Annotated in this window: 11 protein-coding genes and 1 pseudogene; 6 read left to right on the forward strand and 6 right to left on the reverse strand. The window is 71.0% G+C overall.

The window, feature by feature from the left end; translation table 11 throughout:
* Positions 1 to 33: 33 nt before the first annotated feature.
* The gene (gene gndA / locus QQK49_RS00960) at positions 34 to 1764 is read right to left on the reverse strand and encodes an NADP-dependent phosphogluconate dehydrogenase (protein WP_284302253.1); all 1731 of its coding nucleotides are present in this window, start codon (positions 1762 to 1764) and stop codon (positions 34 to 36) included.
* Between the two features lie 150 nt (positions 1765 to 1914).
* On the opposite strand from gndA, the gene QQK49_RS00965 reads away from it, so the two are divergent.
* On the forward strand, positions 1915 to 3087 hold the full coding sequence (locus QQK49_RS00965) for a hypothetical protein (protein WP_284302254.1): 1173 nt from the start codon (positions 1915 to 1917) through the stop codon (positions 3085 to 3087).
* A gap of 393 nt (positions 3088 to 3480) precedes the next feature.
* Positions 3481 to 4854, forward strand: coding sequence for a nickel pincer cofactor biosynthesis protein LarC (gene larC / locus QQK49_RS00970; protein ID WP_284302255.1), 1374 nt, complete (start codon positions 3481 to 3483; stop codon positions 4852 to 4854).
* 6 nt (positions 4855 to 4860) lie between these two features.
* Here larC and larB read toward each other — a convergent pair whose 3' ends face one another.
* From larB to deoD, 4 genes are all read right to left on the reverse strand, one after another.
* Positions 4861 to 5523 carry a nickel pincer cofactor biosynthesis protein LarB gene (gene larB, locus QQK49_RS00975; RefSeq protein ID WP_284302256.1) on the reverse strand — a complete coding sequence of 221 codons (663 nt, stop codon included), beginning with the start codon at positions 5521 to 5523 and terminating at the stop codon, positions 4861 to 4863.
* Positions 5516 to 6376 carry an ATP-dependent sacrificial sulfur transferase LarE gene (larE, locus tag QQK49_RS00980; RefSeq protein ID WP_348536035.1) on the reverse strand — a complete coding sequence of 287 codons (861 nt, stop codon included), beginning with the start codon at positions 6374 to 6376 and terminating at the stop codon, positions 5516 to 5518. Before larE ends, larB begins: the two co-directional genes overlap by 8 nt.
* Positions 6377 to 6512: 136 nt before the next feature.
* Positions 6513 to 7985 (reverse strand): MFS transporter, encoded by a 1473-nt coding sequence (locus tag QQK49_RS00985; protein WP_284302257.1) that lies wholly within the window; start codon positions 7983 to 7985, stop codon positions 6513 to 6515.
* Complete coding sequence (gene deoD, locus QQK49_RS00990) at positions 7982 to 8698, reverse strand: purine-nucleoside phosphorylase (RefSeq protein WP_284302258.1); 717 nt, start codon at positions 8696 to 8698, stop codon at positions 7982 to 7984. Before deoD ends, QQK49_RS00985 begins: the two co-directional genes overlap by 4 nt.
* Positions 8699 to 8850: 152 nt before the next feature.
* Here deoD and QQK49_RS00995 point away from each other — a divergent pair, with 152 nt between their 5' ends.
* Positions 8851 to 9570, forward strand: coding sequence for a LacI family DNA-binding transcriptional regulator (locus QQK49_RS00995; protein WP_284302259.1), 720 nt, complete (start codon positions 8851 to 8853; stop codon positions 9568 to 9570).
* Positions 9571 to 9654: 84 nt separating this feature from the next.
* Positions 9655 to 9876, forward strand: a complete 222-nt coding sequence (locus QQK49_RS01000) for a substrate-binding domain-containing protein (protein ID WP_284302260.1) — start codon at positions 9655 to 9657, stop codon at positions 9874 to 9876.
* A 19-nt stretch (positions 9877 to 9895) separates the two neighbouring features.
* Here QQK49_RS01000 and QQK49_RS01005 read toward each other — a convergent pair whose 3' ends face one another.
* On the reverse strand, positions 9896 to 11206 hold the full coding sequence (locus tag QQK49_RS01005; protein ID WP_284302262.1) for a lactate racemase domain-containing protein: 1311 nt from the start codon (positions 11204 to 11206) through the stop codon (positions 9896 to 9898).
* A 159-nt stretch (positions 11207 to 11365) separates the two neighbouring features.
* On the opposite strand from QQK49_RS01005, the gene uxaC reads away from it, so the two are divergent.
* Complete coding sequence (uxaC, locus tag QQK49_RS01010) at positions 11366 to 12775, forward strand: glucuronate isomerase (protein ID WP_284302263.1); 1410 nt, start codon at positions 11366 to 11368, stop codon at positions 12773 to 12775.
* A pseudogene (locus QQK49_RS01015) lies at positions 12772 to 13520 on the forward strand (mannitol dehydrogenase family protein); the annotation flags it as partial. The gene uxaC and the pseudogene QQK49_RS01015, both read left to right, overlap by 4 nt.
* Between the last annotated feature and the right edge of the window lie 75 nt (positions 13521 to 13595).

Raw genomic sequence — 13595 nt, forward strand, 5'->3', positions numbered from 1 at the left:
ACACCACATCGACACCGGCGGGGGCATGGGTGGTCAGTCGACGGTGATCTCGCTGCGGTCACCGGACCACAGGGTGTGGAAGCTGCCCTCGGCGTCGGTGCGGCGGTAGGTGTGGGCGCCGAAGTAGTCGCGCAGGCCCTGGGTCATCGCGGCGTTGACCCGCGGCGCGCGCACCATGTCGTAGTAGGCGACCGCGGCGGAGAAGCCCGGCACCGGCACACCGGCCTGGACCGCCCGCCCGATGGTCCGGCGCCACCCGTCCTGGCAGCGGGCGAGCCCGTCGCTGACGCTCGGCGCCTCCAGCAGGGTCTCGAGGTCGCCTCCGGCGTACTCGTCGCGGATCCGGTTGAGCAACTCCGCGCGGATGATGCAGCCGGCCCGCCAGATCTTGGCCACCTCGGCCATGTCGACGTCCCAGCCGTACTCCTCACCGGCCATGCGGATCTGGTCGAGTCCCTGGGCGTAGGCGATGACCTTGGAGGCCCAGAGGCTGTCGCGCAGGTCGGCGACGAACGCGGCCCGGTCCTCCACCTCCAGGGTGCCGCCGGGGCCGGTCAGCACCCGCTGCGCGCTCCGACGCAGGGTCGTGTGCGAGGAGACGGCCCGGGCGAACACCGACTCGGCGATCGTGTTGACCGGGGTCGCGAGGTCGAGGGCGGTCTGCACGGTCCAGGTGCCGGTGCCCTTCATGCCCGCCGCGTCGACGATGACGTCGAGCAACGGCTCGCCCGTCTTCGCATCGATCTGTCGCAGGACGTCGGCCGTGATCTCGATGAGATAGGAGTCGAGGTCGCCGGTGTTCCACTCCTCGAAGACACCGGCCGCCTCCTCGTGGGAGAACCCGGCGGCGGAGAGCAGTTCATAGGCCTCGCCGATGAACTGGATGTCGGCATACTCGATGCCGTTGTGCACCATCTTGACGAAGTGCCCCGAGCCGTCGGGGCCGATGTGCGTGCAGCACGGCTCGCCGTCGACGTGGGCGGAGATGTCCTCCAGCATCGGCCCGAGAGCCTCGTAGCTCTCGGTCGAGCCGCCCGGCATGATCGAGGGCCCCTCGAGCGCACCGACCTCACCGCCGGACACCCCGGCGCCGACGAAGTGGAACCCGAGCTCGCGCAGCTTGGCCTCGCGGCGGCGGGTGTCCTCGAAGAAGGAGTTGCCGCCGTCGACGACGATGTCTCCCTCCTCCAGGTGCGGCAGGAGGGTGTCGATCACCTGGTCGGTGACCTCACCGGCCTTGACCAGCAGGATGATCCGCCGCGGACGCTCGAGGCTGCGGGCCAGATCCTCGACGGTGCCCGAGGGGACGAACGTGCCCTCGTCGCCGTTCTTCTCCATCATCGCGACCGTGCGGTCGGCCCAGTGGTCGTACACCGCGACGCGGTAGCCGTGGCGTCCGAGGTTGCGGGCGAGGTTGCTGCCCATGACGGCCATGCCGACCACCGCGATCTCCGCGGACGCCGTCTCCGGCGAGGGGATGTCGACGCTCTCGCGTGCACTCCCGACCTTGGTGTCGGTCTCGGCGGCGGCGGCGCGCTGACGCCCGGCACGGGATTCCTGGGTGGTGAGTTCCTCGTCACCGTCGTGGGGGTCGCGGGGGTCTCGTGCTCGGGCGTCATCACGTCTCCTCGACGTCGGCTGATCTGCTGCCGACCACGCTACGACCCGTCCCGCGAACCCGCACGAGGGGTCGTCGAGGGGGCGCGGGATGCGTTGCGGGCCCGTGTTTCTCGGGGGTGGCCCCGGTGCGGGCCCTGCGTGCATGATCCATCACTCACTCCCGTGCGCGGGTGTTGAAAACCCCGCCCGTCGGACGTCGGTGGCGAAGCCGGGAGCGGTGGCGTCGATGTCGGAGGATGACCGCCATTCGGCGGACACGCGTTCGCCGATCCCTGAACACCGAGAGGATCCTCGATGCGCCCCCTTCGTATCGCCGCCGCACTCGCCCTGAGTGCCTCGATCTCCGTCGCCCCCGCCCTCGCGCCGGCCGGATACGCCGCCACCGCCTGGCAACAGGCGTCGGCCCAGGTCGCCACCGCCCCGATCGACCCCGAGGCTCTGCGCGCCCGCATCGCCGAGCTCATGCCGACGACGGAGAGCCCCCGCAAGGCGGCGCTCGACCGGCTCATGGATCACCCGCAACACATCGACGGCTCGCAGTACCAGTGCGGCCCGACGCAGTTCAACCGCTGGGCCGCGCAGGCCACCGCCGACTTCACCGCACAGGACCGGCAGATCCTCGACAGCCTCGCCGCCTACGACCTGCCCACCTACGAGGCCCTGGTCTTCGGCGCGCAGGGACACCCGGACTTCGCGCTCCGCGCCGACGCGAAGGACCTCGAGAAGACCATGCGCAAGCTGCGCTCGTTCTGGGACATCAAGCACGACGACATCCAGCTCATGGCCATGCACGGCGAGATGCTCGCCGACCCGGCGCGCACCGCCCGCGTGTACGAGGTGGTGTACGAGGTGCCGCGCGCCCAGGCCCAGGAGCTCGCCCGGCTGCTCGCGGAGTTCATCCGCTCCGACCCCAAGTTCGAGGGCGGCAACCACCCGATCTTCACGCTCAACGCCTTCGCGTTCACGACGCACGGCCAGGAGCTGCCGGGTCTCGGGCGGATCGGCGACCGCATCGTCATGGGCGACGGCATCCTGCAGGCCTACCGCGAACTCGGTTACGGCGACGTGGCGCCCGAGGCGATCCTCGCCCACGAGTACGCCCATCACGTGCAGTTCGAGATCGGCATGATCCCGCCGAACCGGATCAGCACCCCCGAGGGCACCCGCCGCACCGAGCTGCACGCGGACGCCTCCGCCGCGTACTTCCTGTCCCACCCGCGCGGGCTGAGCATGCAGCAGAAGCGCGTGACGCAGTTCCTCACGGTCTTCTACACGATCGGTGACTGCAGCTTCGCCAGCACGGGCCACCACGGCACCCCGCTGCAGCGTGAGCGCGCCGCGAACTGGGCCTACCAGGTGCAGGAGCAGGCCCGCCCCAAGGGCAAGATCCTCACGACCCGCCAGTTCTTCGAGCTGTTCGAGGCCGAACTGCCGCGTCTCATCGCCCCCGACGCCCGCGTGGCCTGACCGGTCGCCACACCGCCGGCACCCGCCCGGGTGTCGATCGCCGACCGACGCCGTCGAGGCTGCGCACCTATCGGCCCGCTCCGCGAAACCCTCGGGGTTCTCGGGGCGGGCCGTGTCGCGTGCCGGGGCAGGCTGGGGAGGCCGGTGACGAACCCCTCGACGCGACGGCGCCCCGGTCGAAGAACAACACCGACAACATCGAGCGCGGCACCGGTGACGACATCCCAGGTCACGAGGGTGCTGACCGGCAGGAGGTGTCATCGATGTCGTCGGTGTTGTTCTTCCCTGCGGCAGACCGGTGCGACATGACGTGTCGGGCGCCCGCGTGCGCCGCCCGAGACCCGTGGACGACCTGACTGCTGGGTGTCGGCGCTCCCCTTCTAGGGTGGCGCCATGGCCGGCCGGATCGCGTGGATCGACGTTCGCGCCGGCGTGGCCGGTGACATGCTCCTCGGTGCCCTGGTGGACGCGGGCGCCGATCTCGACGTCGTCCGCCGTGACGTCGAGGCGGTCCTTCCGCAGACCGTGACGCTGCGCGCCGAGCCGGTCACCCGCGGGGTGATGCGGGCGGTCAAGCTCCACATCGACCCCGTGCGCACCGACCAACCCCACCGGTCCTGGCGCGACATCCGCGCGATGATCCGTGCGGCCGACCTCCCCGAGCGTGTGCAGGCGGATGCGATCGCCACGTTCGCCGCTCTCGCCCGGGCGGAGGGGCACGTCCACGGTGTCGATGCCGAGGACGTCCACTTCCACGAGGTCGGCGCGTGGGACTCGATCGCCGACGTGGTCGGCGTGTGCTCGGCGCTGGCCGACCTCGACGTCTCCACCGTGCTGACCACCGCCATCGCGCTCGGCGACGGCTTCGTCCGCGGCGCCCACGGGGTGGTGCCGGTGCCGGTCCCGGCCGTGCTCCGCCTGCTGGAGGGCAGTGGACTCGAGGGCGTCGGCGTGCCCGCGCGGGTGCCTGGGTGGGGGAGTCCGGATGCCCCTCACGATCACGAGGGTCCCGATGCCGGTGGGTCGGGCAACGCCCCGGAGGCGCGAGGCGCGGTCGGAGAACTCGCGACCCCCACGGGTGCGGCGCTCCTGGTCGCGCTCGCGACGCCGGCCCCGGTCATGCCGCGCGGACGGGTCGAGAAGGTCGGCATCGGTGCCGGGACCAAGGACGGCCTGCCCTGGGCCAACGTCGTGCGGATCGTGCTGCTCGACGCCGAGGCGCAGGTCGGGGCACGCCCTGATTCGCCCTCCCGGCAACCGGTCTCGGCCGGTGCCTCCGACGAGCGGTCCGACGTGCTCACGGTGCTCGACAGCAACGTCGACGACCTCGACCCGCGCGTCTGGCCGTCGGTTCTCGAGTCCCTGCTCGGCGCCGGTGCCCTGGATGCGTGGCTCACACCCGTCGTCATGAAGAAGGGGAGGCCGGCCCACGTCGTCTCCGCACTGGTGGGTCCGGCGGCGCTGGACGCCGTCCGCGACACGCTCTTCCGCTCGACCACCACCCTCGGGGTGCGGGAGTACCCGGTGCAGCGGACGGCGATCGCCCGCACCTGGCGGGCCGTGACGGTGACGCTCGGTGAGACCACCGGGGAGGTGGCCGTCAAGATCGGTCATACGGGAGGCGAGATCGTCACGGCGACGCCGGAGTTCGAGGACGTCGCGTCGCTCGCGGCGACGGCCGGGGTCCCCGTGCGCCACGCTCTGTCCGCGGCAGCGACCGCAGCGCACGACGCGGGGCTGAAACCCGGGGGCGCCCTGCCCGGGTGAGCCGGTTCAGTCCGGGGTCGGTGCGGCGATCTGCGCCGCGAGGTGCCCGCCGCCGTACCCGTTGTCGATGTTGACCACGCCGACACCGGGGGCACAGGCGTTGAGCATGGTCAGCAGGGGAGCGAGTCCGTCGAAGGCGGCGCCGTAGCCCACCGAGGTCGGCACCGCCACGACCGGCGCCGACACGAGACCGGCGACGACGCCGGGCAGGGCGCCGTCCATCCCGGCCACGACGACGATCGCGCGGGCGGAGCGCAGCAGGTCGAGCCGTCCGAGGATCCGGTGAAGTCCCGCCACGCCGATATCGGCGATCAGCTCGGCGGGGCGTCCGAGGTAGCGCACGGTCGACCACGCCTCACGGGCCACCGGCAGATCGGATGTACCGGCACAAGCTACGACGACCAGCCCACCCGTCGGTGGCGGCGGCGTGGGCGGCCACGCCAGGAGGCCGGCGAGCTCGTCGTAGTGGGCCTCGGGAACTTCGGCGCGCACGGCGGCGGCGTGATCGGGGTTCGCGCGGGTGAAGAGGGCCACACCCGGCTCCTGGCGCAACCGGGCCGCGATGGCGCGCACCTGCTCCGCCGTCTTTCCCTCGCAGAACACCGCCTCGGGGTAGCCGCGGCGCGCGAATCGTTCGGTGTCGAGATCGAACTCGGACTCCTCACCCACGGGTGACCTCGATGAGCGGCAACGTGAACGCGCCGGACTGGATGCCGTCCAGATCGAGGGCCACGAAACGGAATCCGGCGGCCCGGATGCCCGCGGTCAACCGCTGCGACACCTCGGGGGTGACGGCGCTGGGCAGGTCCTCGGTGCGCAACTCGACGCGCGCCACGTCGCCGTGGTGGCGCACCCGCCCGTCGGTGAAGCCGCACTCGCGCAGCACGCGCTCGGCCGTCTCGACCTGCGCGAGTCTGGTCGGGGTGACCGGCTCGTGGTGCGGGATGCGCGAGGCGAGGCACGGGGCGGCGGGCTTGTCGGCGCACGGCAGTCGCAGAGCCCGGGCCAGCTCACGCACGTCGGCCTTGGTCAACCCGGCCTCGGCCAGGGGGCGCAGGACGCGGTGCTCGGTCGCCGCGCGCGATCCCGGGCGGTCGGGGCGGCGGGCGTCGTCGGCGTTCTCGCCGTAGGCCACCGCGTCCAGCCGCTGGTCGGCCACGAGCTCGTCGTCGATGCGGGTGAAGAGCTCGTCCTTGCAGTGGAAGCACCGATCCGGGCCGTTGGCGACGTAGGCGGGGTTATCGCCCTCGTGCGTGCGGACCTCGACGACCGGGCAGCCGATGAAGTCGGCGACCCCGTGCGCGGCGGTCCGCTCGTCGGCGGCGAGGCTGGGGGAGACGCCGAGGATCGCCACGACGTTCTCCGGCCCGAGTGCCCGCACGGCCACGGCCAGCAGCACCGAGGAGTCCACACCGCCGGAGAAGGCCACGCCCAGCCGCCGCACGCCGCCGAGCATCGAGGCCACGTGCTCTTCGCGTGCCTCCAGCGGCGAGGGCAGGGGCGTGCGTTGCATCCGATCCATGGGCCCCAGTGTCACAGCAGCTTCACCCGCAGCCGGAGGGTGGCGCCCGAAACCGGACGCCACTCCGGTCCCGGGCACCACCCTCCGATGGAGGTGGGCTGGTGAGGCGTCGATGCGCTCGCTCAGCGACCGGCGCTCAGCGACGCGTGTGGTCGGAGACGGACGTGTTCGACGGGCGCTGGGTGACCTCGGCAGGGTCGTCGGTGCGGCCGAGGCGCGCGTCCTGCCTCTCCAGGGCCGCGATCGAGACGCGGTATACGACCAGGCCCAGCGTCGTGATGACGGCGATGATCCACAGCACGTTCGCGTACTGCTCGCCTTGCTCGGTCGCGGCCAGGGACAACCAGGACAGGAACCGCGGGGAGAGGTCGATCAGCATGGCCACGTAGGCGATGCCGAGCGGGATGGCGATGTTGATCGTCAGGTTGTAGAAACCGATAGCCACACCCGACTTCTCCGGCGCGATGTCGCGGATCGCCGTCGAGACCAGCGGCGCGTAGATCAGGGCGAAGCCCGAGGCGAACAGCGTGACCGACACGACGAACACCCACGTGCCGGCCTCCACCAACACGGCCGGGCCGGCCAGGGCGAGGATCATCATGCAGATCGCCAGGGTGATCGCTCGCTTGGAGTCGAGGTAGCGCGCGATCCGGCCCGACAGGATGCCGACGAGCACGGCGCACAGATAGCCCGGGGCGAGCAGCAGCGACGCGGCGCCGGCGTCGAGGCCGTACAGGTCGGCCATGAGGAAGGGGAACATGAACATGTACGCCAGTTGCGCGGAGTACAGCACGAACACGACGGCGAGCATGCTCGGGTAGCGGGGCTCGGCGAAGAACGACCGGTCGACGATCGCGCGCCTGCCGTACCGGATGTGCAGCACGAAGACCACCATCGCCGCCGTCACCGGCAGCAGCCACCACCAGACGAAGTTCTGCAGGAAGAGCATCACGCAGGTGGCGAAGACCGCGATGAGGAACAGGCCGAGCACGTCGACATGCCCGGCGGTGACCTCGTGGCGGGGCACCTTGCGCAGCACGCCCGGCAGGGCGAACACGCAGAGCAGCGGGACGAGGAAGAACACCGTCCAGTGCACGTAGGTGGCGATGAATCCGCTGGCCACGGCGCCGAGGAGCAGGGAGAGCTGGAACGCGGCGGTGCTGAAGCCGAGGTAGGTCTTCTGGTCCTCGCGCCGCAGGTACTTGGTGACGTAGATGACGTAGAGCGTCTCTGCCGCGGCCAAACCGCAGGTCTGGATGATGCGCCCGGCGAGGATGCCCTCGAACGAGGTGCGGAAGACGTAGCCGACGAGCGATCCCACACAGATCATCGCCACGGCGGCGATGAGCAGCTTGCGGATGCTGAACGTGTCGGCCAGCGTCGCGTACACCACCGCGCCGATGCCGATGATGACGCCCGCGAGCGTGGCCTGCAGGCTCACCGTCGACGCCGACAGGCCGAGGTCGTCGCCGATCGACTTCGAGACGAACTTGAAGCCGTTGTCGATGATGAGGGAGAAGACGAACAGGAAGAGGATGACGGGGACGGCGCGCTTCGGGTCGACTCCGCGGCCGGCCTCGACACCGCCGGCGGGGGTGGGTGTGCTCACTTCGTCACCGCGGTGAGGGCGATCTCCATCATGGCCGTGAAGGCGGTCTGCCGTTCCTCGGGCGTCGTGTGCGTGCCCTCGATGAGGTTGTCGCTGACCGTGAAGATCCCCAGCGCGTCGACGCCCGCCGCGGCCGCGTTGGCGTAGAGGCCCGCGGACTCCATCTCGACCGCGAGGATGCCCATGCGCGCCCACCGGTCGACGGCCGTGTCGTCGGCGTTGTAGAAGATGTCGCTGGAGAGGATGTTGCCGACGTGGAACCGCTGGTCGGCCCCGCGCGCCGCGGCGACGGTCCGCTCCAGCAGCCGGTAGGACCCGATCGGGGCGTACGTGCCGGGGCACCCGAACTGGCTGAGGTAGTTGGAATCGGTCGAGGCGGCCTGCGCGATGACCACGTCGTACAGATCGACCGACGTCTGCATCGCGCCGCACGAGCCGACGCGCACGAGGTTCTTGACCCCGAACGTGTGGATGAGCTCATAGGAGTAGATCGAGATCGACGGCACGCCCATGCCGGTTCCCATCACCGAGACCTGCTCTCCGCGATAGGTGCCGGTGAAGCCCAGCATGCCCCTGACCTCGTTGAAGCACACGACGTCATCGAGGTAGGTGTCAGCGATGAACTTGGCGCGCAGAGGATCACCCGGGAGCAGGATCGACTCGGCGATCGGGGCACCGTTCGGCTGGATGTGGGGCGTGCTGGCGGCGGACACGAAGGCCTCCTGGTCGATGTTCGCGCGGACGGTCGATCCGCGCTGTCGACGCTAGGAGGCCACCGAACATCCGTCAAGAGTCCTGTGACAGATGTTCCAGATCGGTCGCACCGGCAGCGGTCGGAGGCCGGCCTCGCCAGTAGGGTCGAGGCATGCCGCCCGTCGACGAGGACAGGGCCGCGACCATCTACGACGTCGCGGCGGCCGCGGGCGTGAGTCCTTCCACCGTGTCACGCGCGTTCTCCCGTCCCGGGAGGGTCTCCTCGGCCACGGCCGCGCGGGTGCACGAGGTCGCCGAGAGCCTGGGGTATCGCCGCGAGGCCGTCCGGCACACGACCCTCGGCGCGGCGGTCCGCACCGACGCCCTCGCGCTCGCTGTCACCGACGTCACCAATCCGTTCTTCTCGCCGATCATCCGCGGCGCCGAGCGCGCCGCCGCCGAGGCGGGGTACGTCGTACTGCTCACCGACGCCGCCGAGCACGACGAGGCCGAACGCCGCATCATCCAGCGGGCCGTGCCGCTGGTCGACGGCCTCGTCGTCGCCAGCTCGCGCCTGTCCGACACCGATCTGCGCTCCCTGGCCAAGGTGGTGCCGGTCGTCGTGCTCAACCGGGTCGTGTCCGGGCTGCCGAGCGTCGTCCCCGACACCGGGCGTGGAGTGCGGCGCGCCGTCGAGCACCTCGCCGAGCTCGGCCATCGCCACATCACCTACGTCGCCGGCCCCGAGGGCGTCCTGGGCCGACGGCAGCCGGTGGCGCGCGCTGCGGGAGGCGGCCTCCGAACTCGCCTTGCACGAGCATCGGGTGGGTCCGTTCGAGCCGACCGTCGGCGGAGGGCGGCGCGCGGCGCGTCTCGTGGCCGAGCGGGGTGACGGGGCGGTCATCGCCTACAACGACCTCATCGCCATGGGACTGATCGCGGGGCTGCGCGAGCTGGGGATCTGGTGCCGGGGCGGGTGAGCGTGGTCGGATTCGACAACATCTTCGCCGCCGACCTCATCTCCCCGGCGCTGACCACGGTCGCAGCGCCGCTGGCCACCCTCGGTGAGACCGCCGTCCGCTACGTGCTCGCGCTCGCCTCGGGCAACGCGACCGCCCGCCGCCGGCCCACCGTCCTGCCCGTCGAGCTGGTGGTGCGTGAGTCCACCGGACCTCGTGGTGGTCGCTCGCGACGCTGACGCACCCGTCCGCGCCCGACTACCTGGTGGATCGGTCGCGCACGCGGAAGAGGATCTCGCCGGCGTTGTGGACGACGGTGACCTGCGGATCGGCCTCCAGCGCCGCGAGGTCGATGCTCGCCGGGTCGAGGTAGCCGACGTTGATCCGGCGGCACACCTCTTCGGGGATCTGCGTCGCGAGGGTCACGCCGATCCGCAGGCTCTCCTCGCCGGTGTCGGGGTCGTACGTGCCGCGGCCCCGCATGTGCGTCGAGTGGGCGAGGACTCCCCAGTGGATGTGTTCGAACGTCTCCCACTGCTGCACGAAGTAGTCGCGGCAGTGGTAGCCGATGTCGTAGATCTCGGGGTGGGTCTCGCTGACCTCGGTGATGTGCGGGGCGTAGATGATGACCTCGCCGCCGTCGGCCACGGCCGGCTCGGTCTTGTAGAAGCCCTTGGCCGCGGTCCAGATGTCCTCGTACCGCTCGGGCATGACGGCCACGACGGTGCGGAACGGCTCCTCGACGTACGTCACGTGGGTCTCGGCGGCGACCGCGGCGGTGGCGGCCCAGGCCTCCTCGGGGGTGCCGAACGCCGCCGCCTCGAGCTCGCCCGTGCCGGATTCGACGACGCAGCACAGCGCCAGACGCAGGGTGGGGATGAGGCGGGCGCCCTCGTCGATCATGGCGCGCACGGGGGTGATGCCGGTCGTCCCGATGATCTCGCTGCTCGTGATGAGCGCGCCGACCCAGTGCGTCATGTCGATGAACTCGGCCGAGGCGACGCCGGGGATGAAGTACTTGTTGCCTCCCGAGATGCCCACGACCTCGTGCGGGAAGACCGGTCCGACGACGATCGCCACGTCGGACTCCACGACGTACCGGTTGATGAGGATGTCGGCGCCGACCGCGAGCCTCCCCTCGGACAACTCGGCGATGCGCTCGCCGCCGATGTGCCCGACGCGCACGAGCATCTCGGGGTCGGCCCACTCGTGGTTGACGACCCGCAGGCCGGGGTAGGCCTCCTCGAGGGTGGCCGGCCGGGCGCTGCCGTCGGCGTGCGTCCCGCGGACGCCGAAGAGCCGGTCGATCTCGTCGGGCTCCATGTAGGAGTGGGTGCCCAGCGCGATGACGGCGGTCAACGACGCGACGCGTTCGTGCAGGTGGCGGTGCAGGGTGCCGACCAGCAGGGGCAGCGGGCACGACCGGGTGCCGTCGGGGACGACGAGGACGACGTCCTTGCCGTCGACGTCGACGTCCGCCAGGTGCTCCTTGACGAACGCGTCGAGTTCGACTGCGCCGACGTGCTGGTGGGGTCCGCCGATGCTCGCGATGCTGCTGTTGGTCGTCACCGGCCCAGTCAGCCACGAGTGACCGCCGATTCGCAACGGGTTGCCGGGTGTTGGCCCGCCCTGGCAGGCAGCGACGAGGTCCGGCTCGAGATCCGGAGGCCCGGAGAAACACATGGCAACCCGTTGTGGGCTCGCCTGCCGCACACCAGGATGGCGTGCATGAGTGAGCTGACCCTGCACCCTGACCGCCTCTTCCCGCCCGAGGCCACGACCCGGGGTGTCGCGAGCCGCCTGTACGACCAGGTCAAGGACCTGCCGATCATCTCCCCGCACGGCCACGTGCCGCCGGAGTGGATCGCGAAGGACATCCCCTTCCGCGACCCGGCGTCGCTGCTCATCACGCCCGACCATTACGTGGGCCGCATCATGCACGCCCACGGCGTCGACCTCGCGAGGCTCGGCGTCGCCCAGGGCGAGCTGGACGAGACTGCGTCCCGGGCCGCGTTCCGGACGCTGTGTGAGCACTGGCATCTCTACGCCGGGACGCCGGTGCGCTACTGGCTGGAGAACGAGTTCGTCGACATCTTCGGCATCGACGAGGTACCGACCGCTGAGAACGCCGACCGGCTGTACGACGCCGTCTCCGAGTGGATCTCGCGACCGACGAGCCGACCGCGGGCCCTCATGGAGTCCTTCGACATCGAGTTCATCGCCACCACCGACGACCCGTGCGACACGCTCGAACACCACATCGCGCTCGCGCAGGATCCGTCGTTCACCCGCCGCATGGCTCCCTGCTTCCGGCCCGACGCCTACCTCGAGCCCGCCCGCAAGGACTGGAACGAGCGCACCGACCGTCTCGCCGACGTCAGCGGAGTCTCGATCGACTCCTACGCCGACTGGGTGGCGGCCATGGAGAACCGGCGCGCGTTCTTCAAGGAGAACGGCGCCGTCTCCACCGACCACAGCCACAAGGACCTGCGCACCGACGTGCTGCCCGAGGGTGAGGCCGAGCGCATCTTCCGCGAGGCCCGTGCGGGGTCGGCGAGCCGGGTGGAGTGCGAGGCCCTCCAGCGGCACATGCTCTCGGAGATGGCCCGCATGGCCGCCGACGACGGGCTGACGATGACCCTGCACCCGGCGGTCGCGCGCAACCACGACCCGGCGACGCTGCGCGACTTCGGCGCGGACGTCGGTGGCGACGTGCCGATCTCGGTGGAGGCCACCCGCGCCCTGCAACCGCTGCTCACCCGCTACGGCAACACGGGCACGTTCAACCTCGTCGTGTTCACCATGGACGAGACGATCTTCGGCCGCGAGCTCGGGCCGCTGGCGGGGTTCTACCGCAACATGTACGTCGGTGTGCCGTGGTGGTTCATCGACGCCCCCGACGCCATCCGGCGCTTTCGCAAGGCCGTCACCGAGCCGGCCGGGTTCCACAAGACCTCCGGTTTCATCGACGACACACGGGCCTTCTGCTCCATCCCGGCGCGCCACGACATGTCCCGCCGCCTCGACTGCGTCCACCTGGCCGACCTCGTCGTCGAGCACCGCCTGTCCGAGGACGAGGCCGCCCGGATCGCCCACGAACTCGTCGTCGACATCCCCCGAAAGGTCTTCACGCTGTGACCACCTCCGCCCGCCGCCTGTCCCGCGCCACCGACGGACGCCCCGCCGCGCCGGTCCGCATCCTCCACCTCGGTGCCGGCAACTTCTTTCGCGCCCACCAGGCCTGGTACACCGAGCACGTCCCCGACGCGCAGCAGTGGGGGATCGCCGCCTTCACCGGCCGCTCTCCCCAGGTGGCCGAGGACCTCGCGCCGCAGGACGGGCTGTACACGCTCGCGACCCGCGCCGCCGACGGCGATCGGACCGAGGTCGTCTCCTCCCTGAGCGCGGTCCATGCGGCCGGAGACCTCGAGGCGTGGCGCGGCTACTTCCGCAGCCCCGAGCTGGCCATCGTCACGAGCACGATCACCGAGGCCGGCTACCTGCGTGACTCCGCCGGTGGGCTCGACCTCGACGACGAACGGGTCGCCGCCGATCGCGACGCGTTGCGCGAGGACGGCGCCGAGGCCGAGGTGAGCACGGCGGTGGGCCGGTTCGTCGCCGGACTCCTCGCTCGCAGAGCCGAGTCGGGGAGGCGCGCCTGACGTTCGTCCCCTGCGACAACGTGCCCGAGAACGGCCCGATGGTGCGCCGGGTCGTCACCGACCTGGCCCGCGAGGTCGATCCGGATCTCCTCGAGTGGATCGAGCGCACCTGCACGTTCGTCACCACCATGGTCGACCGCATCACCCCCCGCACGACGGAGGAGGACCGGCGGGACGCCGCCGACCAGACCGGTGTCGACGACCCCGCCCTCGTCGTCACCGAGCCGTTCGTCGAGTGGGTCCTCGCCGGTGAGTTCGCCGCGGGACGTCCGGCCTGGGATGCCGCCGGTGCGCGC

Source organism: Mobilicoccus caccae (assembly GCF_030161635.1).
GTDB lineage: Bacteria > Actinomycetota > Actinomycetes > Actinomycetales > Dermatophilaceae > Mobilicoccus > Mobilicoccus caccae.